This is a genomic window from Sporosarcina sp. ZBG7A (genome assembly GCF_000813425.1).
In the GTDB taxonomy this organism is placed as follows: domain Bacteria; phylum Bacillota; class Bacilli; order Bacillales_A; family Planococcaceae; genus Sporosarcina.
Genome location: NZ_JWIB01000008.1, coordinates 149058 through 173938 on the forward strand (window position 1 = coordinate 149058; position 24881 = coordinate 173938).

Annotated in this window: 22 protein-coding genes; all 22 read left to right on the top strand. The window is 42.2% G+C overall.

Annotated features, from left to right (window positions below):
- Positions 1-8 precede the first annotated feature (8 nt).
- The 22 genes from RL70_RS03145 (at position 9) to RL70_RS03250 (ending at position 24861) form a co-directional block, all read left to right on the top strand.
- Complete coding sequence (locus RL70_RS03145) at positions 9-287, top strand: YlmC/YmxH family sporulation protein (RefSeq protein ID WP_369795180.1); 279 nt, start codon at positions 9-11, stop codon at positions 285-287.
- Positions 280-1059, top strand: coding sequence for a hypothetical protein (locus tag RL70_RS03150; protein ID WP_039041963.1), 780 nt, complete (start codon positions 280-282; stop codon positions 1057-1059). The genes RL70_RS03145 and RL70_RS03150 overlap by 8 nt, the downstream gene beginning before the upstream one ends.
- A 4-nt stretch (positions 1060-1063) precedes the next feature.
- A complete protein-coding gene (locus RL70_RS03155) occupies positions 1064-1657 on the top strand; it encodes a dipicolinate synthase subunit B (RefSeq protein ID WP_039041964.1) in 594 nt (197 codons plus the stop codon).
- Positions 1658-1755: 98 nt separating this feature from the next.
- Positions 1756-2802: an aspartate-semialdehyde dehydrogenase gene (locus tag RL70_RS03160; RefSeq protein ID WP_039041965.1), complete on the top strand. Its 1047-nt coding sequence runs from the start codon at positions 1756-1758 to the stop codon at positions 2800-2802.
- 23 nt (positions 2803-2825) lie between these two features.
- Positions 2826-3719, top strand: a complete 894-nt coding sequence (gene dapA, locus RL70_RS03165; protein WP_039041966.1) for a 4-hydroxy-tetrahydrodipicolinate synthase — start codon at positions 2826-2828, stop codon at positions 3717-3719.
- A 101-nt stretch (positions 3720-3820) separates the two neighbouring features.
- Positions 3821-5488 carry a ribonuclease J gene (locus RL70_RS03170; RefSeq protein ID WP_039041967.1) on the top strand — a complete coding sequence of 556 codons (1668 nt, stop codon included), beginning with the start codon at positions 3821-3823 and terminating at the stop codon, positions 5486-5488.
- Positions 5489-5560: 72 nt separating this feature from the next.
- Positions 5561-7924: a DNA translocase FtsK gene (locus RL70_RS03175; protein ID WP_039041968.1), complete on the top strand. Its 2364-nt coding sequence runs from the start codon at positions 5561-5563 to the stop codon at positions 7922-7924.
- Positions 7925-8075: 151 nt separating this feature from the next.
- Positions 8076-8804: a GntR family transcriptional regulator gene (locus RL70_RS03180; RefSeq protein WP_039041969.1), complete on the top strand. Its 729-nt coding sequence runs from the start codon at positions 8076-8078 to the stop codon at positions 8802-8804.
- 48 nt (positions 8805-8852) lie between these two features.
- Positions 8853-9926: a BMP family protein gene (locus RL70_RS03185; protein ID WP_039041970.1), complete on the top strand. Its 1074-nt coding sequence runs from the start codon at positions 8853-8855 to the stop codon at positions 9924-9926.
- A gap of 178 nt (positions 9927-10104) precedes the next feature.
- Complete coding sequence (locus RL70_RS03190; protein ID WP_039041971.1) at positions 10105-11673, top strand: ABC transporter ATP-binding protein; 1569 nt, start codon at positions 10105-10107, stop codon at positions 11671-11673.
- Positions 11666-12712 (top strand): ABC transporter permease, encoded by a 1047-nt coding sequence (locus RL70_RS03195; RefSeq protein WP_039041972.1) that lies wholly within the window; start codon positions 11666-11668, stop codon positions 12710-12712. Before RL70_RS03190 ends, RL70_RS03195 begins: the two co-directional genes overlap by 8 nt.
- 1 nt (position 12713) lies before the next feature.
- Positions 12714-13676, top strand: coding sequence for an ABC transporter permease (locus tag RL70_RS03200; protein ID WP_039041973.1), 963 nt, complete (start codon positions 12714-12716; stop codon positions 13674-13676).
- A 180-nt stretch (positions 13677-13856) separates the two neighbouring features.
- The gene (gene yfmF / locus RL70_RS03205) at positions 13857-15146 is read left to right on the top strand and encodes an EF-P 5-aminopentanol modification-associated protein YfmF (protein ID WP_039041974.1); all 1290 of its coding nucleotides are present in this window, start codon (positions 13857-13859) and stop codon (positions 15144-15146) included.
- Positions 15139-16437 carry an EF-P 5-aminopentanol modification-associated protein YfmH gene (yfmH, locus tag RL70_RS03210; protein ID WP_039041975.1) on the top strand — a complete coding sequence of 433 codons (1299 nt, stop codon included), beginning with the start codon at positions 15139-15141 and terminating at the stop codon, positions 16435-16437. The genes yfmF and yfmH overlap by 8 nt, the downstream gene beginning before the upstream one ends.
- Positions 16434-17168: an elongation factor P 5-aminopentanone reductase gene (gene ymfI, locus RL70_RS03215; RefSeq protein ID WP_039041976.1), complete on the top strand. Its 735-nt coding sequence runs from the start codon at positions 16434-16436 to the stop codon at positions 17166-17168. The genes yfmH and ymfI overlap by 4 nt, the downstream gene beginning before the upstream one ends.
- Before the next feature lie 137 nt (positions 17169-17305).
- Positions 17306-18103, top strand: a complete 798-nt coding sequence (locus tag RL70_RS03220) for a DUF3388 domain-containing protein (protein WP_025784984.1) — start codon at positions 17306-17308, stop codon at positions 18101-18103.
- 18 nt (positions 18104-18121) lie between these two features.
- Positions 18122-19021 (top strand): RodZ family helix-turn-helix domain-containing protein, encoded by a 900-nt coding sequence (locus tag RL70_RS03225; RefSeq protein WP_039041977.1) that lies wholly within the window; start codon positions 18122-18124, stop codon positions 19019-19021.
- A gap of 97 nt (positions 19022-19118) precedes the next feature.
- A complete protein-coding gene (pgsA, locus tag RL70_RS03230) occupies positions 19119-19697 on the top strand; it encodes a CDP-diacylglycerol--glycerol-3-phosphate 3-phosphatidyltransferase (RefSeq protein WP_039041978.1) in 579 nt (192 codons plus the stop codon).
- Between the two features lie 15 nt (positions 19698-19712).
- A complete protein-coding gene (locus RL70_RS03235) occupies positions 19713-20957 on the top strand; it encodes a competence/damage-inducible protein A (RefSeq protein WP_039041979.1) in 1245 nt (414 codons plus the stop codon).
- Positions 20958-21129: 172 nt separating this feature from the next.
- Entirely contained in the window at positions 21130-22188 is a 1059-nt protein-coding gene (gene recA, locus RL70_RS03240; RefSeq protein WP_039041980.1) for a recombinase RecA, read from the top strand.
- A gap of 258 nt (positions 22189-22446) precedes the next feature.
- Positions 22447-24003 carry a ribonuclease Y gene (gene rny, locus RL70_RS03245; RefSeq protein WP_039041981.1) on the top strand — a complete coding sequence of 519 codons (1557 nt, stop codon included), beginning with the start codon at positions 22447-22449 and terminating at the stop codon, positions 24001-24003.
- A gap of 60 nt (positions 24004-24063) precedes the next feature.
- Complete coding sequence (locus RL70_RS03250; protein WP_039041982.1) at positions 24064-24861, top strand: TIGR00282 family metallophosphoesterase; 798 nt, start codon at positions 24064-24066, stop codon at positions 24859-24861.
- Positions 24862-24881: the final 20 nt, after the last annotated feature.

Here is a 24881-nt window from a genome sequence, read left to right on the forward strand (position 1 = left end):
TAGGAGGAATGCATGTGCTATTGTCTGAGCTCGCTCAAAAAGAATTGATTCAAGTGGAAGAGGGCATCCGTTACGGGTTTTTAGCGGATACGGATTTGTTATTCGATCGCTCGAGCGGTAATATTATTGGATTTGAAATTCGTGATCGAGCGAGTAAAATACCATTTCTGCAGAAGAAAGAAGGGTCAAAACAATATATTCCTTGGAGCGAAATCGTGTTGATTGGCGAACACCGAATTTTATTTGGTCGTACTCACTTATTGGATGGGGCAGAATTTGATGAGTGAAGCGCGTTGGCTGTTGATTGGTTCTGATCTTCGAATAGAAGAATGTGCCCGTATGTTCAAAGAAAAAGGTTTGGATGTTACTGTTCATTTAAAAGATGAAGTTACAGATGAGCTTACAAACAAGATTGCTACAATTCATCCCACCCATATTGTGTTGCCGATACAAGGAGTGAAAGGGATGCTCGACTCAAAGCTATTTTCCAAAGGAACTGTATTTTTCACAGGTATTATTCCTGGAATCCAGAAAATGGCATTGAAATCCGAAGGTCATTTTGTATCGAGTTATTTAAGTGATGAACGATTTGTTTGGAATAATGCTCTACTCACGGCAGAAGGGTTCGTGAAAGAATTTTATCTGGAAACAAACACGCCAATTGCAAGCACCCATTTTCAAATAGCTGGTTTTGGAAGAGTCGGAAGAATGCTTGCTCACGTTCTCTCGGCATCTGGAGCGAAACTAACGGTTTTTGCAAGATCAGAAGCTCAACTCGGAGAAGCTGAAGCCTTGGGATTTGAAGTGAAAAATCTATCGCCAGATGTTGAATTCAAACCTGGTTTTCTGATAAACACCATTCCATCGCAATGGCTAGCTATACAGCCAGAAGATACTTTGCGAGTGTTTGATCTGGCATCTAAGCCCGGGTGCCTAAAGCCCGGAATGTCCTCTGCATACTATACGTTACACCTCGGTCTGCCGGGAAAACATTTCCCGCAAAGAGCAGCAAGCTATTTGGCAGATACAATTTTGAGGATGTGCAGAGGAAAGGAGTAAAAAAATGCTTGAAAACAAACGTATTGGATTGGGGATTACAGCGTCCCATTGTACGTACGAAGAATTGTTGCCGATGATTACTAAACTTCAAGACGCAGGGGCAACGGTTGTACCTGTCATTACTCATTCTGTCCTTACAGCAGCTACACGTTTCGGTACTGGAGAAGAATGGATTGAAAAGATCGAGCGGGCAACTGGAGAAAAAGTGATTTCTTCAATTGCGGGCGCTGAACCTTTTGGTCCATCCACTCCGGTCGACTGCATGATTATCGCTCCACTTACTGGGAATTCGATGAGCCGCTTTGCGAACGCTGCTACCGATTCTCCTGTTCTCATGGCTGCTAAAGCGACGTTACGTAACTATTCACCAGTTCTTCTCGGGATCTCAACTAATGACGCACTGGGATTGAATGCAGCTAATCTAGTCAAATTATTAAACATGAAAAATGTGTTCTTCATCCCATTCGGTCAAGACGATCCCTTTAAAAAACCAAACTCCCTCATTAGCGACTTTTCATTAATTGTTGAAGCAGCAGCAGCAGCCATTGGAAAGGAACAGCTCCAGCCTCTATTGATACTTCATTCTTCTGAAAAATAAAACCACCGATTATTCAATGTTATGGTATAATTCCTGCAATACGAATTATCGATGTTCTCATTTTTTGTGAGTCATCGTGTTAGCGAAGGAGAATCATTATGCAAACTTATACAGTTGCGATTGTTGGTGCAACAGGCGCAGTGGGCGCGAAAATACTCGATAAACTTATTGAACGGGCTTTCCCGTTCCGTTCAGTAAAGTTGTTGGCTTCATCCCGATCAGCGGGTACTGTTATTCAAGCAGGTGGAAGATTATTCACTATCGAAGAAGCGAAACCAGAGTCATTCAATGGCGTCGATTTTGCTTTTTTCAGTGCGGGAGGGGCAATTTCAGAACAACTTGCAACTGAAGCCACTCGTAGAGGGACCATTGTGATCGATAACACTAGTGCGTTCAGAATGGATGCAGAGGTTCCACTAGTTGTCCCTGAAGTGAATCCTAAAGCGTTGAACACCCATAACGGGTTGATCGCAAATCCTAACTGTTCAACGATTCAAATGGTCGTTGCACTTAATCCCGTAAAAGAAGCGTTTGGCATTAAGAAAATAATTGTATCTACGTATCAAGCGGTTTCTGGTGCTGGAGCAGATGCGATATTGGAATTAAAATCGCAAAGTGGACAATTTGACAGCAGAGCAGAAAATTCAGCGTCACAGCTGCCGAGTGCTGGTGCTGCACGACATTATCCAATCGCGTTTAACGCGATTCCGCAAATCGATTCTTTTGACGATATGGGTTATACGAAAGAAGAATGGAAAATGATCAATGAAACGAAAAAAATATTCAATGATCCATCCATTGCTGTATCCGCAACTTGCGTAAGGTTGCCGGTCGTCAACGGGCATTCAGAATCAGTATACGTGGAGATAGATAAAGAAGGTATTACAGCGGAGGAATTCAGTCGAGCGATTGCAAAAGCTCCAGGTGTGGTCGTTCAAGATAATCCTTCAACGCAAACGTATCCGATGCCACTTTTTGCGGAAAACAAGGACGATGTCTATGTTGGACGTATTCGGAAAGATCCAGATCATCCAAGAGGCTTTCACTTGTGGGTTGTCGCGGATAACTTATTGAAGGGTGCTGCGTTAAACTCTGTTCAAATTGCAGAACAGCTCCTTAAAAATCGCGACGCACAAAACAACTAGATAACTGAAAAGGAAGGGTGCGCATGAAGTTAGGTTCGATTGGTACAGCGATGGTCACACCGTTTAACGAAGAAGGTGAGATTGACTATAAAGTGACACGACTTCTTATTAATCACTTAATCGAAAACGGAACGAATTCGCTCATTGTCAATGGAACAACTGGGGAATCACCTACTTTGTCAGAAGAAGAAAAAGAGAAATTGCTCGCTCATGCAATTTCGATTGTGGATAAACGGATCCCTGTCATTGCTGGTACGGGTAGTAATGATACTCGCGGTTCAATACGAGCGACGAAACGTGCTGAACAGCTTGGTGCGGATGGGGTGATGCTTGTTGTGCCCTATTACAACAAACCTGATCAAAACGGTATGTACGTACATTTTAAATCCATTGCAGAAAGCACTTCACTACCGGTTTTGCTCTATAACATTCCCGGAAGATCCGGTGTGAATTTATCTGCAGAAACAGTGATTCGATTATCGAAAATAACGAATATTGAAGCAGTGAAGGAAGCGAGCGGAGACTTGGAGCAAATGGCTGCAATCATTGAAGGAACAGACGATACATTCAGTGTCTACAGTGGTGATGATGCATTAACGTTACCGCTGATGGCAATTGGTGGATCCGGAGTTATTTCTGTGTCTTCGCATATCGTAGGACTCGAGATGCAACGCATGATCCATGATTTTCATAACGGAAACATTGCCAATGCTGCTCTTCTCCATCAATCTCTCATGCCTCTATTTCAGTCGGTATTTTCAAAACCTAATCCAGTGCCGATTAAGTATTTCTTGAAAAAGGTTGGGCTTCCAGTGGGAGATGTTCGTCTACCCCTTATCGGAATTTCAGAAGAGGATTCTTATTTGGACCTTACTCTACAAACGTTTAAACAACAATTTGATTCAAAATGGGAATAGCCGGCGAGACTGCCGGCTTTTTTTGTTTGTGCAGAAGTGCTATGTCAAGTATAATGAGAACTAGTCGTTTAGAGCGGGAATTTTATATAGGAGGAAACAATGTGACTAAAGTCAAAAATGAAGTAATAAAAGTCATTCCGCTTGGCGGGGTGGGAGAATTAGGGAAATCGATGTATGTGGTAGAAATTGATGATGAATTATTTGTTGTCGATGCGGGCCTGATGTTCCCAGAAGAAGAAATGCTGGGAATCGATTTCGTAATTCCGGATATGACATACCTAGAAGAAAACAAAGAACGTGTTAAAGGGATTTTCTTAACGCACGGTCATGAGGATGCAATTGGTGCAATCGCGTATTTGTTACAAAAGGTACAAGCTCCAGTTTACGGGTCAAAACTAACACTTGCACTTGCTAAAGAGCATTTGAAAGTAATGCCTGCTCCTTCGAATGTGAAGTTCTTCGAAGTATCAACAAAGAGTCGTATGAATTTCAAGCGTACATACGTGACATTTTTCAATACGACTCATAGTATTCCTGATGCACTTGGTATTGTGTTCCATACGAGTGAAGGAGCAATCGTTCACACAGGAGAGTTCAAATTTGACCAGGCAGCTAAAGGCCCATACAAGCCGGATCTAGGGAAAATGGCGGCTCTTGGTGAAGAGGGCGTATTTATTTTAATGTCCGATTCAACTGAAGCTGAGCGACCTGGTTATACAACATCGGAAACAGTAGTCGAAACTCAATTGTCAAAAACTTTTTATGGTGCAGAGGGAAGAATTCTAGTGGCAGTCTATGCTTCGAATTTCCTCCGGATCCAGCAAGTTTTAGACAAAGCGGCTGAGGCAGGCAAGAAAGTTGCTGTTGTCGGGAAAAGCTTGGAAAGCTACTTTGAAGTTGGCGTGAAACTTGGCTATTTAAATGTCGGCGAAGGTATCGTCATTTCTGTTAAAGATATCGGGAACTACAATGATAGCGAAGTCGTCATTATTTTGACAGGTAACCAAGGTGAACCACTTGAAGCACTTGAAAAAATCGTTCGCAAACATCATCGGGATATTCGTATTAAAGATACAGATACGGTGTTGATCACTGTTACACCGTCACCAGGATCTGAGGTCTCTGTATATTCAATGATGAACGAACTTGCAAAAGCAGGGGCAACCGTCTTGACGTCTGCGCGTAATGTCCATGTTTCAGGACATGGTAGTCAAGAAGATTTGAAAATGATGCTTAATCTTATGCAACCGAAAAACTTCATTCCAGTAACGGGTGAATACAGAATGCTTATTGCTCACTCGAAACTTGCACAAGAGACTGGTATGCGCAAAAACCAAATCTTCATTGCGGATAAAGGCGATATCGTTGAATACAAGAGTGGTAAGATCAGAATGAGTGGGCGCGTAACAGCAGGAAATATTTTGATTGATGGTATTGGTGTAGGGGACGTTGGAAATATTGTCTTACGCGATCGTAAACTCTTATCCCAAGATGGGATCTTTACAATTGTCATTACATTAAGCCGCAAGCAAAAGAAAATTGCAGCAGGTCCTGAAATCGTCTCCCGTGGATTTGTCTACGTTCGTGAATCAGAAGAGTTGCTAGAAGAAGCATCTAATCTGATTCGTAAAATTGTAGAAAAATACGTGAATAAAGAAACGTTTGAATGGACAAACATTAAACAAGAGATCCGAGACACGCTCAGCTCTTATTTGTATCAGCAAACGAAGAGACGACCAATGATTATTCCAATTATTATGGAGTATTGATCGAAAGATTCTTCTTAAGGATTTCCTTGCCGTCAGGCAGGAAATCCTTTTTTCGCAAAAAGGAGGTACAGCATGTCTAAGAAAGTTTCAAAAAAGAAAAAGAAACGATCCCCTAGTAAAAAAAAGGGGAAATCGCCATTAAATCCGCTGTTATTTGAAGTAATCGGTTTAACGATGCTTGCACTTGCAGTCATTATGATTTTTGAATTCGGCATCGTGGGTAGAGGTCTAGGTTCATTTGGCAGATTCCTATTTGGTAATTGGCATGTAGCTTTACCGTTCATCCTTATAGTTCAAGCAATACTATTTATGGTGAAACGTGGAGAACTTGGTTGGAAAAATCGTATTGTCGGTGGAAGTCTTTGCATTTTGGCAAGCCTGCTCCTATTCAGCCACATCCTTTTGTTTAAAGAACTGTCCGCTAGTCGTGTCCTTATGTCGGATTCCGCTTTAAAGGAAACGTGGAAAGTGCTTATCTCAAATGGAGGGATTAGTACTAGAGGTGGAACGCTTGGCGGCGGTATGATCGGAGCCGTCCTTTTTGCAATGTTCTATTCGCTCTTCGATTCTGCAGGTGCAGCTGTCGCTGGTGTATTGCTTTTGTTAACAGGGCTGATCCTCGTATCTGGTAAAGCACTCGCACCATATCTTGCTGAGTGGTTCCCAGCTGCATTTTCAACCATAAAACAGAAGCTTAAAGGTATTAATTTCCGTACTGCACCTAAAGCAGCCCCAGAAAAGAAGTCAAAACCAACTCGGACAACACGCTCGAGCAAACATCAGAATGACCTTGTTCAAGAAAAGGGATCTACTATGAATGCTGTAGCGAAGCCTGAGGAAGAGGAACCCTATGTGCAGCCGATCATTTCAGCATTTAATGAACGGAATGATGAAACACAAATTCCGACTCAAAAAGAGACGGAACCCGCACCACATGTAGATGAAAAAGAGCCTGATTCAACTGAATCATCTAAAGATCCCTATCAAGGTGTCTCAGGAGAAAAAGAGAACGAATCGTATCAATTGCCTTCGTTTAATCTATTAAAACAACCCCCTGAAAATGATCAGTCTGGTGAATACAACGCAATTCAAGCAAACGCACAAAAACTGGAACGGACATTCCATAGTTTTGGCGTGAAAGCACGCGTTACACAAGTCCATCTAGGACCAGCAGTAACCAAGTATGAAGTACTGCCTGATACCGGTGTGAAAGTAAGCCGAATTGTCAGTTTGGCCGATGACATCGCGCTTGCGCTTGCAGCAAGTGGGATTCGGATTGAAGCACCAATTCCAGGGAAATCCGCTGTAGGAATTGAAGTGCCTAATACCGCGGTTGCAGTAGTGAGTTTGCGTGAAGTGCTAGAAGCGAAAGAGAATAACCGTCCCGATTCGAAACTTCTTATTGCATTAGGACGAGATGTGACTGGAGAGGCAATGCTTTCAGAATTGAACAAGATGCCTCACGTACTCATTGCGGGAGCTACTGGTAGTGGTAAGAGTGTCTGTGTAAATGGAATTATCATCAGTATTATAATGAGGGCTAAACCTCATGAAGTGAAAATGATGATGATTGACCCTAAGATGGTGGAACTCAATGTCTATAACGGTATTCCGCACTTGCTTGCACCTGTTGTTACAGATCCTAGAAAAGCGGCGCAAGCACTAAAGAAAGTCGTGTCTGAAATGGAAAGACGCTATGAGCTGTTTTCTCATACAGGTACGAGGAATATCGAGGGCTATAACTCCCACATCGACACATGGAATGAAGAGAATGATGAGAAACATCCTAAAATGCCATATATCGTAGTTATTGTGGACGAGCTTGCTGATTTGATGATGGTTGCATCTAACGAAGTAGAAGATGCAATTACACGTCTTGCTCAAATGGCGCGGGCCGCTGGCATCCATTTGATCATCGCAACTCAGCGACCAAGTGTAGATGTCATTACAGGGATCATCAAGGCTAACATTCCATCTAGAATTGCATTTTCGGTCTCTTCTGCGATCGATTCCCGAACGATTCTTGACAGTGGTGGCGCTGAGAAACTTCTAGGCAGAGGGGATATGTTGTTCCTTCCGGCTGGTGCTTCCAAGCCAACACGAGTTCAAGGAGCATTCGTCTCGGATCGTGAAGTGGAATCAGTTGTCGACTTTGTCATACAACAACAAAAAGCACAGTATCAAGAAGAGATGATTCCAACAGAAATCGAAGAAGTCCACCAGTTTGACGAGACGGATGAGCTCTATGACGATGCGGTCCAATTAGTCGTAGAGATGCAAACGGCCTCAGTCTCTCTACTGCAAAGACGTTTTCGTGTAGGATATTCAAGAGCAGCACGCATTGTCGATCAAATGGAAATGCGGGGGGTCGTAGGACCACCAGAAGGAAGTAAGCCGAGACAAGTATTGGTAGGGAAAGATTCAACAGACATGTAACACAGGTATTTGTCTGTTTTAGAACAATAAGCAAGTTTGGAAAATTATTTTTTCGAAACGATGTTTATTTTCTCGTCGTTAAATGTTATAGTATGGGTGAATAGAACGACGTTAAACATCAGAGGTCTGACCTCAGCCGGAGGGAGATGGGTTGATGATAAAGGCAGACCAAAGACATTTATATGTCCAAGTCATCGAGCATATTAAGCAGGACATTGAAGCCGGCGTGTTTAAAGAAAATGAAAAATTCCCTTCGGAGTTTGAACTAGCTAGGACGTTAGGCGTAAGTCGGGCGACATTGCGGGAAGCACTTCGTGTATTAGAGGAAGAGAAAATAATTGTTCGAAAACACGGAGTGGGGACATTTTTGAAAGCGCGTCCATTGTTCTCTTCTGGAATCGAAGAACTATCAAGTGTTTCTTCAATGATTCGGGATGCAGGTATGGAGCCAGGAACGATTTTTCTAGAAGTATCAGACGCTCTTGCAACGGAAGAGAGTATTGAAAAGTTCAGTTGCAACCAAGAGGACTCCATTGTTACTATTAAGAGAGTTCGAACAGCAGATGGTGAACCAGTTGTTTATTGTGTTGACCAAGTAAATGCAAAGAATCTTCAGACGGAAGCAACAGTTCTTATGAAGAATTCCATTTTTGATGCGTTAGAAAAAGATGGGCTAATCCATATTACCCAAGCGATTGCTCATATTGAACCTGTAGGGTACGATCATGAAGCATCTTCCATACTTAGGTGTGGGGTCGATGTTCCATTGCTCGTGTTGCTACAAAAACACTACACGGAAACTGGTGAGATGGTCCTGTTTTCTAAGAACTATTTTCGCGCGGACAAATTCAACTTCCACGTAGTACGTAAACGGGTATAAGGCGTTATCGCCATAATCATACCAACATATAAATAGGGAGGTCACAAAATGAGTAAACGCAGATTTGGTCTTGCACTGTCCCTTGTACTTGCTGCAGGTACGGTTTTGGGAGCTTGTGGTTCAGACAAAGAAGAAGGCAACGGAAGTGACAAAGGTTCATCTTCTGACGGAGGCAATACATCTGAATTCTCTCTAGGGATGGTAACGGATGTCGGTGGTATTGACGACAAATCGTTCAACCAATCCGCTTGGAAAGGAATTCAGGACTTTGGTTCGGAAAACAGCTTGAAAAAAGGCGACGGAGGATTTGACTACTTGCAATCACAAAGTGATGCAGACTACACAACAAATCTAAACGCGCTCGCTCGACGTGATTTCAACTTGATCTTTGGTGTTGGATTCCTTATGGAAGATGCAATTGATACAATTGCTCAGCAACAAAAAGATACTGAGTTCGCTATCATTGATGGTGTTGTTGAACAGCCAAACGTAGCAAGTGTGCTCTTTAAAGAACAAGAGGGAGCTTACCTTGCAGGTGTTGCTGCAGCTCTAATGACTAAATCCGATAAAATCGGTTTTGTTGGCGGTATGGAAATCCCTGTAATTGAACGTTTTGAAGTTGGTTTCCTTGCAGGTGTTAAAGCCGTTAAGCCAGACCTTAAAGTAGATGTTCAATACACAGGTGCATTTGATAAAGCGGAACTTGGTAAAGCAGCTGCTAACCGCATGTATTCATCAGGCGTAGACATTATCTTCCACGCAGCTGGTGGTAGTGGTAACGGTGTATTCAGTGAAGCTAAAGAACGTAAAACAGCAGACAAAGATGCATATGTATGGGTAATCGGAGTTGACTCTGACCAGTACGACGAAGGTCAAGTTGGAGACGATAACGTAACATTGACTTCAATGTTGAAGCGTGTTGACAACGCTGTAAACGATATCGCTAAGCTATCTAAGGAAGGTAAATTCCCTGGCGGCGAAACAAAAGTTTACGGTTTACATGATGAAGGTGTAGCACTTGCAGATTCACGCGGTGCGATTCCTGAAGATGTACTTGCTCAAATCGAAGAGTATGACAAAAAGATTTCCGAAGGTGAAATCGAAGTTCCAGGTGAAAAGTAAGAGGATTCTCTAATGAAAAGAATGGGGGCCGGTTCATACCGGCCTTCGTTGTTTTTGTATACGTAGTCAAAATTAGAAATACCTAAATTGCCAGACTAAAAGGTTCTATTTGGAATCTTTTATTGTGTTAATTTAACAAACTAAACTAGTAGAAACTATAAGCAAGGAAGTGAGATCAGTGGAATACGTCATCGAGATGCTGAATATTAAAAAGAAGTTCGGCACTTTCTATGCGAATAACAATATTACTCTTCAGTTGAAAAAAGGCGAGATTCATGCGCTCCTCGGCGAGAATGGTGCAGGTAAGTCAACATTGATGAACGTATTATTCGGTCTATACCAGCCAGATGGCGGAGAGATAAGAGTCAAAGGTAAAAAAGTCGACATCACAGATCCAAACGTAGCAAACGATTTAGGAATCGGAATGGTTCACCAACACTTTATGCTTGTTGAGAATTTAACAGTTACTGAAAATATTATCCTTGGCAGTGAACCTACCAAGATGGGTATGCTCAACATCAAGGACTCAGCGAAGAAAGTAGCGGAAATTTCAAAGCTGTATGGGCTGGATGTTGACCCATATGCGAAGATTGAAGACATTTCGGTCGGGATGCAACAACGTGTGGAAATTCTGAAAACACTTTATCGTGGAGCAGAAATCCTTATTTTTGATGAGCCGACAGCATCCTTAACTCCACAGGAAATAGATGAATTAATCAGAATTATGCACAAGTTGATTGAAGAAGGAAAGTCAATCATTCTCATTACTCACAAACTACAAGAGATTATGTCAGTTTCAGATCGTGTAACTGTTATTCGTAAAGGGGAAGGGATCGGAACAGTTATTACAGCTGAAACGAATCCTGAAGAACTTGCCACGCTTATGGTTGGGCGCCAAGTGACATTCAAAACAGAAAAAGGACCTTCCCATCCTACAGAAGAAATATTGAAGATTGATAACCTTGTCGTAACAGATTATCGAGGTATTGAAAAAGTGAAAAACTTGAACCTATCTGTACGACGAGGTGAAATTGTTGGTCTAGCTGGAATCGATGGCAACGGTCAGTCCGAACTGATTGAAGCAATTACAGGACTGCGCAAAGTGAAGTCCGGTAAAATTATTATGGGTGATAAGGACGTTACTAATAAAAAACCAAGACAGATTACTGAAAATGGTCTAGGACATATCCCGCAAGACCGTCACAAACATGGATTAATTCTTGATTTTAGTGTTGGTTACAATGCGGCGCTACAGTCCTATTATCAAAAGCCATTTTCTTCGAATGGTCTTATGAACTACAAGGAAGTAACGAAACATGCGAACAAACTTATTGCGGACTTTGATGTTCGAACACAAGGTGAACATGAGCTTGCTCGTGCTCTTTCTGGAGGAAATCAACAGAAGCTGATTATCGGTCGTGAAGTGGACCGGAACCCAGATCTTTTGATTGCGGCACTGCCTACTAGAGGTCTTGACGTGGGCGCTATTGAGTTTATTCATAAACGTCTCATTGAACAACGTGATCAGGGGAAAGCAGTTCTCTTAATTTCGTTCGAGCTAGATGAAGTGATGAACGTTTCAGATCAGATTGCTGTTATTTATGATGGAGCGATTGTTGACACAGTAACCCCTGCTGAAACGAGTGAACAAGAACTAGGTCTGTTTATGGCGGGTCATAATAAAAGTGAAATTGTTGAAGGCAGTGACGGTGCTGTATTGAAAGTAGGTGATGACGACCATGTCTAATCGATTAATAAATGTGCTCGTTCCTTTGATTTCAATCATCCTAGGATTACTAGTCGGAGCGGTTGTCATGCTTGTAAGTGGCTACGATCCAGTTGCGGGTTATATTGCACTTTGGAACGGTATATTTGGAGATTCTTATGCGATTGGAGAAACCATTCGCCAAATCAGTCCATATATCCTTGCTGGACTCGCGGTTGCATTTGCCTTCCGCACAGGTCTATTCAATATCGGAGTTGAAGGTCAGTTAATCGTAGGTTGGTTCGCAGCGGCTTACGTAGGTATGGCTTTCGAATTACCGAAAATCATTCACTTGCCTCTAGCACTCCTTGCAGCGGCTGCGGCAGGAGCACTTTGGGGTCTGATTCCTGGCTTGTTGAAAGCTACATTGAAAGTTCACGAAGTAATTGTCACGATCATGATGAACTATATTGCACTACACCTTGTGAACGCGCTCATTAAAGTGGTGGCAAAGGGCGGATTTAAAACGGATAAAATCCAAGATACCGCATCACTTCGTTCAGATTTCTTATCGGAGCTAACAGATTTTTCAACGCTTCACTATGGTATCTTTGTTGCACTATTCATGGTATTCATCATGTGGTTCATCCTGGAAAGAATGAAGCTAGGATACGAGTTGAAATCTGTAGGATTCAATGAAAATGCTGCACAATATGCAGGTATGAGTGTTAAGAAAAATATTGTGATGGCAATGGTGATTTCAGGTGCCTTCGCTGGTTTAGGCGGCGCAATGGAGGCACTTGGAACATTCGGTAACATGTCTACAAGAGCTGGATTTACGGGAATCGGTTTTGACGGAATTGCGGTTGCCTTGTTAGGTGCAAATACTCCACTCGGAGTAGTTTTCGGAGCGAGTTTGTTTGGTTCGCTTAAATATGGAGCAAACAATATGCCGAATGCTGCTAATATACCAATTGAAATTGTGTCTATCGTCATTGCGTTAATTATCTTCTTTGTAGCGTGTGGCTATATCATACGCGTTGGGTTACAACGAATTGGCAAGAATAAGGAGGCGAAGTAAGATGAGTGGCTTTCTCGATATACTATATTTCATCGTTCCAATATCGATTGCTTACGCTGCGCCTCTAATTTTCACCGCAATTGGTGGTGTGTTCTCTGAACGCTCAGGTGTCATCAACATTGGACTCGAAGGACTTATGGTTATGGGGGCGTTCGTAGGAATTGTCTTCAACCTATTTTTTGTGGATACATTCGGTGCATGGACGCCGTGGGTTTCAATTTTAGCTGCGATGCTTGTTTCGGCAATCTTCTCACTCATGCACGCAGTTGCATCGATTTCTTTTCGTGCCGATCAGGTCGTCTCGGGTGTTGCAATTAACTTGCTAGGTATTGCAATTGCTTTGTTCTCAGTAAAAATGATTTATGGTAAAGGACAGACTGACTTTATCCAGGAGAAAATTCCGCGTTTCAACATTCCATTTTTACAAGACATCCCGGTACTTGGACCAATGTTCTTTAAGTCGGTGTATGGATCGTCTATTTTAGCGGTTGCGATTGCAATCCTTGCCTGGTTTATCATCTTTAAGACTCCATTTGGATTGCGTCTTCGGTCTGTAGGAGAACACCCGATGGCAGCGGATACGATGGGGATTAAAGTCAATCGGATTCGCTATATTGCAGTTATCATTTCTGGTGGTCTTGCAGGAATGGGTGGAGCTGTCTATGCACAAACTATGACGAATGATTTTGGTCATGCAACTATTAATGGTCAAGGATTTATGGCCTTGGCTGCGATGATTTTTGGAAAGTGGCATCCAATTGGAGCGATGGGAGCAGCTTTATTCTTCGGATTTGCACAAGCGCTCGCAATCAGTTCTTCTGGAATACCATTCATGCAAAACATCCCTTCTGTATTTTTGTATATTTTGCCTTACGCGCTTACAATTATTGCGCTTGCTGGATTTATCGGAAAAGCGAGTGGACCGAAAGCCCTCGGAGATCCATACATCAAAGGATCTCGATAATCATCTACTGCTCGAAATGTCCCATCAAGGACACTTCGAGCAGTTTTTTGTTGAATCTGTTCACTTGTATGACAACGTTTGGAAATGTATAGTGAAGTTGGAAAGAAGCATACTACTTGTACACGCGATTTGCGTGAGATTATCGGCATATACTTATCCTATAGATTGAGGTGTTTTTTTATGTTCCATAAATCCGAACTCCAATCTGGCGTGAATTTGTATACACGTCAGACTGCACAGTTTAAAACCGTGAGTGTTGCCATTAAATTCACGGCTCCTTTGACAGAAGAAAACGCAGCGGCACGAACTGTGCTTGCCAATGTGTTAGAGGATTCATCTGCAAACTATCCAACCCGTACGAAACTACGACAAGCGTTGGAGGAGTTATATGGCGCTGTATACTATACAGACACAAGTAAAAGAGGGAATGAGCATATATTTACGATTTATGCTGAAAGCGTAAACGAAGAGTATTTACGTAATCCTGAGGTACCTGTTTTTGAGCAACTTCTAACTCTTGTCACAGAGAGCTTATTTAAACCGAATTTAAAAGATGGCGTTTTTGACGAAGCCGTTGTAGAAAGAGAAAAACAAACGGTTATTGATCGAATCGGATCCATTTATAATGATAAAACCCGATATGCGAACAAGCGGATGCTTGAACTGATCCGCTCAGGTAAGCCAGCTTCACTATCCGCTTCCGGAACGGAAAAAGCGGTGTCAGCTATAACTAAGGAATCTCTAAAAGCAACGTACGATAAGATGTTGAACGAGGATACAATTGATATCTATATTCTTGGAGATGTCGATACGGATCAGCTGACAGGTCGTGCACAAACAGTATTCCCTTTCACAAAGGGAACACGTAAATCAGTACCTGTTACGGCATCGACAACAAGTGAGGAAGTTCCAACTGCTAAACATATCCGTGAAAAACAAGATATGAAGCAAGGAAAGTTGAACATGGCTTTCAGTACGCCAGTCGGTTTCAGGCATCCTGACTACCCGAAAATGCAAATGCTGAATGGCGTATTAGGTGGATTTGCCCATAGTAAGTTGTTTATCAATGTACGTGAGAAAGAGAGCCTCGCTTATTATTGTTCGAGCTCGTATTCATCTCATTATGGATTGCTTTACATTATGTCTGGAATTGATGCTGAACAGGAAGAGAAAACAGCTGCACTCATCGATCAACAAATTGAAGCACTCCGCAATGGCGATATTTCTGACTTGGAAATTCGACAAACACTAGCGCTTTTGTCAAATAGCATTCGCAGTTCATTCGATTCCGCGAAGGGGCAGATTGAAATTTACGACCAATATAAATTATTGGATGAAAACTTTTCATCGGATAAGCTCATTGAAAAATGGGAGCGTGTGACGAAAGAGGATATTCAGGAGATGGCCAAGTTATTAACGAAGGAAATCACGTATCTTCTTTCTGGAAGGGAGGCAATGGTTCATGAATAAAATTCACTTTGACCAACTACAAGAAACGCTTTATCATCAGAAACTTGAAAATGGACTTAACGTATATGTCCTACCGAAAGAAGGATTTTCAAAAACATATGTAACGTTTACAACAAAGTACGGTTCAGTGGACCGGACATTCGTACCCCGTGGGGGGAAGGAACTGGTTACTGTGCCTGACGGAATTGCACACTTCCTAGAGCATAAGATGTTTGAAAAAGAAGATGGAGATGTTTTTCAACAGTTCAGTGAAAACGCGGCGGCAGCGAATGCGTTCACTTCCTTTACTCGGACTTCGTATTTGTTCTCATCCACATCTGAGCTGTATGAGAATACAAAAACGCTGCTCGATTTTGTTCAACAACCGTATTTCACTGAAAAAACTGTGGAGAAAGAAAAAGGGATCATTGCCCAAGAGATTACGATGTATGACGACCAAGCGGATTGGCGTCAATACTTTGGTACCATAGAGAACTTATTTGAAAACCATCCTGTTCGCATTGACATTGCAGGTACCGTAGAAACAATTCAAGACATTACTGCAGAGCATTTGTATGAGTGTTATGAAACGTTTTACCATCCCTCCAACATGGTGTTCTTTGCTGTCGGTAACGTAAATCCTGAAGAAATGTTGAAGTTTGTGGAGCAAGATCAGCAAACGAAATCATTTGAAGCACCAGAACCTGTTGTCCGCAGTTTCCCTGACGAACCAGATCATGCTGCCGAAAAAAGAAGTGAACTGTATATGGACGTATCCAAACCTAAATTGATGGTTGGAACAAAATGCCGCAATACCGATATGTCTGGAAAAGATATGCTTATGAGAGAATTGGCATCTGATGTGACGTTGGATATATTGTTTGGCAGATCATCAGAATTCTTCACCCAAGCCTATAATGAGGGCTTAATTGATGAATCATTCTCCTATGAATTTAATCTTGAAAAAGGTTTTGGCTTTGCGGCAATCGGGTCTGATACCGAAAAGCCTGAAGAACTTGAAAAACTGATAAAAAGTGTTCTCGACGATGCGAATAATAATTGGTCCATTACAGATGAGCAACTTGAGCGAATTCGCAAAAAACGAATTGGATTATTTATGAGAGCTTTGAATTCTCCGGAGTATATAGCAAATCAGTTCACCCATTACAATTTCAATGAGATGAATTTGTTCGACGTTGTACCAGTGCTAGAAGGACTAACAACAGATCAGCTGAAAGCTGCATTTGATGATCTTTATTATGAAGACGGTCAAACTATCATGACAATCTATCCTTCGGAGCAATCGAAGTGAGTTTAAAAAACTATGCCCTCGTTCTCGGTGCGTCTGGTGGGATAGGCGAAGCCATCTGCAAGAGGTTAGCGACCGAGGGCTGGTCTTTGTATATGCATTACAACAGCGGGGAACAGATGGTCAACAAGATGCAAAAGGAACTCAGCGAGAGCTATCCTTCTGGTGATTTTAAATGTGTTCAATCTGATTTTTGTCAGCTAGGAGCAGCCGAAAGCTTAGCTGCTCAGCTGACTGATGTCAGAGCTATTATTGTAGCGAACGGGCAATCGATGTTGAAACTCTTAACAGAAACAACAGAAGAAGAGATGGAATCTCTATGGCGTGTTCATGTCCAAAATCCAGTTCGCATGATTAGTTTACTTTCTGCGAGATTACGGTCCTATGAATCTTCCTATGTTGTGTTTATCGGGTCTATATGGGGCAACACAGGAGCTGCGGGTGAAGTAATGTATTCGAGTGTTAAAGGTGCGCAGCATGCGTTTGTGAAAGCCTATGCTAAAGAAGCTGCATATGGTGGGATTCGTGTGAATGGTATTGCCCCTGGATGGATTGAAACGCGAATGAATGGAGAAATCCCGGAAGATGAAAGACAAATGGTCATGGAAGAAATTCCACTTATGATCCCAGGAAGACCTGCAGAAGTAGCTGATCTTGTCGACTTTCTAACGAGTGGCAAAGCCGATTATATGACTGGCGAGATTCTGAAGTTGAATGGTGGCTGGTATATTTGATCAGTTTGTGGACAACTCAGGCTCCTTGTTTTAGTTTTTCGCTTTCACTCAAGCACTAATTCAGCTATTATAGAAACTAAGCTGTTGTTTTTTGCGTCCTATCCAATGAGTGGTGAACAGACGAAGGAGGGATTCCATTGGGTGAGTGGTATCTGGAATACAAATTGCAAGTGAATCGCCCTGGTCTTTTGGGGGATATTGCTACATTGCTAGGGATGCTCCGAGTCAACATTGTCACCATCAACGGAGTAGATGGGAATACACGCGGTATGCTTGTACGGACAGAAGACGATGACCAAATTAGACGGTTTGAATTAATTGCATCGACGATGGAACAAATTGAAATCCGTAAAATTAGAGAACCGAAACTAAGGGACGTTCTTGCAGTTCGACACGGACGATATATCCAGCGAACAGTAGATGAGCGTAAAACATTTCGATTCCTACGTAGTGAATTAGGGGTCTTAGTGGACTTTATGGCAGAGATCTTCAAGACAGAGGGACATAAGCTTGTTGGGATTCGAGGAATGCCACGGGTTGGAAAAACGGAGTCTGTTGTCGCGGCAAGTGTCTGTGCAAACAAAAAGTGGATTTTTCTTTCGTCAACGATGATAAAACAGACAGTCCGCAACAGTTTAATGGGTGATGAGTTTTCAAAAGATAATATTTTCATTTTAGATGGAATTGTAACGAGAAAAGCTGAAGATGAACGTCATATGCAGTTAGTTAGAGAAATGATGCGCCTCCCTTCTACAAAAGTTGTGGAGCATCCTGATATGTTTGTTCAACACTCGGAATATTCAATCGAAGATTTTGATTACATTATCGAACTGCGTACAACACCCGAACAGGAGATTACATATGAAGTTATCCAAAATAACGGGATGATTTCTGGCCGTGATGGCGCGGGCGGCTTTGGAATGTTCAATTTTTAAAACAGGCAGGTGATAAAGTTGTCCGGTTTAGGCGATCGCCTTAAAGAGGCGAGAAAAGCAAAAGGATATACCTTGGATGACTTACAAGCAATTACTAAGATTCAGAAGCGGTATTTGGCTGGAATTGAAAACGAAGACTACAGTATGATGCCAGGTTCATTTTATGTTCGGGCATTCATAAAGCAATACGCTGAAGCAGTAGGGCTCGATGCTCAAGAAATGTTGTCGCTGTACCGTGAGAACGAATCCTCAGAGCAAATGAAAGAAGAGGAAATTCAACGGAGTGCTCCCCAACTGTCACAAAAACCAGGCTATATGAAATCCGGTAGAATGAATGAAGTCCTACCTAAAATTATTGCAGCCTTGTTCATCATCGTAATTCTTGCTGTTGTTATTTTTCTTTATCAACACCAGGCAAATGGGCCCGAACCTGAAGTAGGGAAATCCGATGAGATTACAGTTGATAAAAACAAACCAGAAGGTTCGAAAGCTGATGGGAAAAAAGATGAGGGTGGCAAAGATGCGGAATCTAAAGATGATGCAACTAAGCCAAACGAACCTGAAGAGGAGCCTGAAGAAGAACCAGCTCCTGAACAAACGCTTACACAAGGTGCTGTAAACGGTGAAACAACAACGTTTACTCTGGAAAATGCAGATACCTTCAGTTTATCCGTCAAAGTGAAAGATGGAGGAGAGTCATGGATCGGAGTTACCAATCAAAGCGGCCAAGAACTTCTACCTCAAGGCGCACGCGTAATGAAAAATGGGGAAGAAGCTGAACTTGACTTAGCGGACCAACAATCTGTAAGAATTCGTGTAGCGCGTACTCAATTTACAGAAATTCTTGTGAATGGTCAACCGTTAACATATCCAAATGATAATATGATCCAAAATATCGTTATTGAATATAAAAAATAAAAATAGTCATCTGCGAAGATGACTTTTTTCTTTAAGCCCTGCTGGAAGGCAGGGCTTTTCAAAGAGTAAATCTAACGAAAAGAGGGGGCATTACACTATGAACTTGCCTAATAAAATAACCGTTTCACGCGTCTTGCTGATTCCTGTATTCATCGTATTCATGTTAGCTGACTTTGGAATGGGGCAACTTACAATCGGCGGAACTACACTGCCTATCGAACAATTCATCGGTGGTCTTATATTTATATTTGCTTCTGCAACAGATTGGCTGGATGGATACATTGCTCGGAAGAATAACTTAGTTACCAATATGGGAAAGTTCTTGGATCCGTTAGCAGACAAATTGCTTGTCTCGGCCGCATTTATCATATTAGTTGAATTCGGACTAGCACCATCATGGGTAGTCATTATTATTATTAGTCGTGAATTTGCTGTTACCGGATTACGACTTCTATTAGCAGGCGAAGGAGAAGTCGTAGCTGCTAATCAGCTAGGGAAAATCAAAACAGTCACTCAAATCTTAGCGATTTCATCCTTACTATTGAATAATATTTTCTTTGAAGCTATTCACGTTCCATTTGGCACAATCATGTTATACATTTGTCTCTTCTTTACAATATGGTCAGGCTTAGATTACTTCATAAAAAATAAGCACGTCCTTACGAAATCTATGTAAAGGGGAGAATCGTTCATGCGAGCAGAAATTATTGCTGTTGGATCAGAGTTATTGCTCGGTCAAATAACAAATACAAATGCAAAATTCATGTCTGCGCAACTTGCTGATATCGGTGTGGATGTACATTATCAAACAGTTGTTGGAGATAATCCTGAGCGGTTGGAAGAAGCAATTCGAATTGCCGAGGGTAGAGCAGATCTGATCATCTTCTCAGGTGGATTAGGACCGACTAAAGACGATTTAACAAAAGAGACCATTGCACGACATGTAGGAGTTGAACTCGAATCCAACAAACAGGCATTACAGTCGATTGAAGCATACTTTGAGCGCACAGGCAGACCAATGACCGAAAACAATAAAAAGCAGGCACTCGTCTTGAAAGATTCGGCTGTGTTGGAAAATCGATTTGGGATGGCACCCGGTATGGCAATTACGGCAAATGAAAAAACCTATATTCTATTACCAGGTCCTCCCCATGAAATGGAACCCATGTTTAGAGATGAAGCTATTCCATATTTACAGCGACTATCAGGTAGCCAGGAAGTAATTGTTTCAACTGTCGTGAAATTTTTTGGTATCGGGGAAGCAGAACTTGAATATAAAGTCCAAGACTTATTGGAAGCTCAAACGAATCCAACGATTGCTCCTCTGGCTTCAAAAGACGCTGTAACTCTTCGTATCACTGCTAAAGCCGAAACAGCAGAAGCTGCACACCGTTTAATTGGACCGGTACTATCTGAACTACATAACCAAGTTGGCGAATTCATTTATGGAACTGATGACGACACACTATCTTCCAAAGCGGCTTCTTTACTAATTGGGGCAGGTCTTACGATCTCCGCTGCAGAAAGTTTAACGGCCGGACTCTTCACAGCATCACTCGCAGAAGAGCCAGGAATCAGTGCTTCCTTAAAAGGCGGAATGACAGTTTATGATGTACAAGCAAAAACTAAGCAGCTCGGGGTCGATTCACAACTGATCGAAACGTACGGGACTGTCAGTGCAGAATGTGCCGAAGCGTTAGCAGAGAAAATCCGTGACAAGTTTCAGACGGATATTGGAATCGGTTTAACAGGTACTGCAGGACCAGATATACATGATGGACAACCTGCAGGTACGGTTTGGATTGGACTTTCATTCAAAGAAAAAACAGAATCCTACAAACTTAGATTATCTGGTTCTCGAAATACAAATCGTTTGCGCGCAGCGAACTTTGCCCTTTATTATCTCATTCGCGAGCTGGAATCTGAAATGAGCTAAATATCAATTTTCACTCAAATTCTCAATTAAAATTCAAAAACACTACGAATTCTCAATTAAAACGAGAATCTCTAATAAAAAGTCGAATACTCGTTCGCTTTTTTCTTGTTTATTTTTCTCAATAGGAGTATAGTAGAGACAGATAGAAAACACCTTGAAGGAGGAATTATTTTTGAGCGATCGTAAAGCGGCTTTAGATCAAGCACTTAAACAAATAGAAAAACAGTTTGGAAAAGGCTCTGTCATGAAACTTGGTGAGAAGACGGATAGAGAAATTTCAACATCATCTACTGGGTCACTAGCACTTGACTCTGCACTTGGAGTTGGCGGATACCCAAGAGGACGTGTCATTGAAATCTACGGACCTGAGAGTTCAGGTAAAACAACTGTTTCACTTCATGCAATTGCAGAAGTTCAAGCTTCAGGAGGAACAGCTGCTTTTATCGACGCGGAGCATGCGTTAGATCCTGTTTATGCACAAAAGCTTGGAGTGGATATCGATGAGCTCCTATTATCACAACCGGATACGGGTGAGCAAGCACTAGAAATCGCTGAAGCTCTTGTAAGAAGTGGTGCGGTAGACATCGTTGTTATTGACTCTGTAGCTGCCCTAGTACCTAAAGCAGAAATTGAAGGAGATATGGGAGACTCACACGTAGGTCTACAAGCACGTCTGATGTCTCAAGCTTTACGTAAACTTTCAGGTGCTATTAACAAATCGAAAACGATTGCTGTCTTCATCAACCAGATTCGAGAAAAAGTCGGAGTTATGTTTGGTAACCCTGAAGTCACACCGGGTGGACGTGCACTTAAATTCTATGCGTCTGTCAGACTTGAAGTCCGTCGTGGTGAAGCCATTAAACACGGCAACGAAATTATGGGTAATAAAACTAGAATCCGTGTTGTGAAGAACAAAGTGGCACCGCCTTTCCGTACCGCTGAAGTAGATATTATGTATGGAGAAGGAATTTCCAAAGAAGGCGAAATCGTCGACTTAGGTGTCGAAGTAGAAGTCGTTCAGAAGAGCGGCGCGTGGTATTCTTATGAAGGTGAGCGTATGGGACAAGGTCGTGAAAATGCGAAGCAGTTCTTAAAAGAAAATCCGGCAATTCGCACGGAAATTTCCGATAAAATCCGTAGTAGTTATGGATTGACTAGTGATAATTATGTAATTGCCGCTCACGAATCAGAGGATGAAGATGAATTAGAGTTATTTGACGAAAAGGAATAACATTTACTATATGATTCTAAGCCGGCTTCCCTCTTGGAGGGAGTGCCGGCTTTTCAAATAACTTTTTCATTAACCGAACTACAACTCATCATTGTAGAATCATAGTCTTATCACTTCTCCCGTCTTGACATGGGAATATGACATCGATACAATTAGAGTTGTATAATTCTCACCATTTGAAAAGAATTTGGCGGTATGTTGAAAGTTAATGTACAAGCTGACTGAAAATGAAAAAATAAGCAAGAGGAGGTGACCTGAATGGGTATTACTATCATCTCCGCTTTGATCGGTCTCATCGTCGGTGCAGTTGTTATGTTTGTGTACAACAAAAACGTGAATGAATCAAAAGTGACAGGTGCAAAGCACTCCGCCGCAACAATCGTTGAAGAGGCGAAGCGCGAAGCGGAGGCATTAAAAAAAGAAGCACTTCTTGAAGCGAAGGATGAAAATCACAAATTGCGCGTTGAGGCAGAAACGGATATCCGCGAACGAAGAACAGAACTTCAAAAACAGGAAAACCGTATTTTGCAGCGGGAAGAAAATATGGACCGCAAAGATGACTCACTCAACAAGCGAGAAGCAAGTCTGGAGCGTAAAGATGATGCGCTATCCGGAAGACAACAGCATATTGAAGAGATGGAACGCAAGGCGGAAGAGCTGGTTGTCACACAGCAGACAGAGCTTGAGAAAATTTCAGCTTTGACACGTGATGAGGCAAAACGTCTGATCCTTGATGATGTAGAAAGAGAACTATCTACAGATATCGCAGTGATGACAAAAGAGTCTGAACAACGTGCTAAAGAAGAGTCCGAAAAGAAAGCACGAGAAATTCTATCTCTTGCTGTCCAGCGATTTGCAGCAGATCATGTGGCCGAAACGACAGTATCTGTCGTCAATTTGCCAAATGATGAAATGAAAGGACGTATCATTGGTAGAGAGGGACGGAATATCCGAACACTCGAAACCTTAACTGGTATTGATCTGATCATTGACGATACACCTGAAGCTGTTATTCTTTCTGGTTTCGATCCAGTCCGCCGTGAGATTGCAAGACTGGCACTGGAAAAACTTGTAGCAGACGGAAGGATTCACCCAGCTCGAATTGAAGAGATGGTGGACAAGGCTAGACGTGAAGTGGATGAGCTGATCCGGGAAACTGGAGAGCAAACTACGTTCGACATTGGTATTCATAATTTACATCCAGACCTGATTAAGATTCTAGGTCGCTTGAAATTCCGTACTAGTTATGGTCAAAATGTATTGAAACACTCAACCGAAGTTGCTTATCTTGCTGGATTATTAGCAGCAGAACTCGGCGAAGATGTTACATTGGCTCGACGTGCCGGTTTACTTCATGATATCGGAAAAGCGATTGACCATGAAGTTGAAGGTAGTCACGTGCAAATTGGTAAAGAACTTGCAGTTAAGTACAAGGAACATCCTGTTGTCATTAACAGTATCGCTTCTCACCACGGTGACGAAGAAGCAACATCCGTTATCGCAGTACTCGTTGCAGCAGCAGACGCATTATCAGCAGCGCGACCGGGTGCACGAAGTGAAACACTTGAAAACTACATCAGACGTCTGCAGAAACTCGAGGAAATCTCTGAGTCTTATGAAGGCGTTGAGAAATCGTTCGCGATTCAAGCAGGTCGCGAAGTTCGAATTATCGTACGACCCGATATTATTGATGATATTACAGCCCACCGTCTTGCTCGCGACATTCGGAAACGAATTGAAGAAGAGCTCGACTACCCAGGACATATTAAGATTACCGTTCTTCGGGAAACACGCTCGGTTGAGTACGCAAAATAAGGGAAAAGGCTTCCTGCTCAAAACTGGAAGCCTTTTTCTTTTTGGAAATGAGGAATAGAAATGAAAGTGCTATTTATTGGAGATATTGTTGGTTCACCAGGGAGAGATATGGTTTTTGACTATCTGCCTCGTTTGAAACGAAAATACGAGCCGGATGCAGTCATTGTAAACGGTGAAAACGCAGCTTCCGGCAGAGGGATTACGAAAGCGATCTTTGACGATTTGCTTCGTGCAGGAGTAGACGTAGTGACAATGGGGAATCACACATGGGATCACAAAGAGATTTATGATTTCATCGACGAAACGGATTCACTCATTCGACCTGCAAACTTTTCGGATGAAGCACCTGGTCAAGGAATGACATACATTGAGCGTGGCGGTGTCACATTAGCAGTTATGAATTTGCACGGGCGTACCTTTTTACCACCACATGATGATCCATTTAAAAAAGCAGATGATCTTATTAAAGAAGCGAAAGAAAGAACTCCTCTTGTTTTTGTTGATTTCCATGCGGAAGCAACGAGTGAAAAGATTGCTATGGGCTGGCATCTCGATGGGCGTGCATCTGCTGTAGTTGGAACACATACACATGTGCAAACTGCTGACAGCCGGATTCTGCCGGAGGGGACGGCTTATATTACAGACGTAGGTATGACAGGACCGTATGACGCAATTTTAGGTATGAAGAAAGAAGACGTCATCTATCGTTTCCAAACAAATATGCCTGTCCGTTTCCAAGTGCCTAAACAAGGCAGAGCTCAATTGAACGGCGTCATCATTGACATTGACAATCAGACTGGGCGCGCGCGTTCTATTGAACGATTAATGATCAATGAAGATTCACCTTTTCAGTCTTGAATTGAGCGTCTAATTGTTCC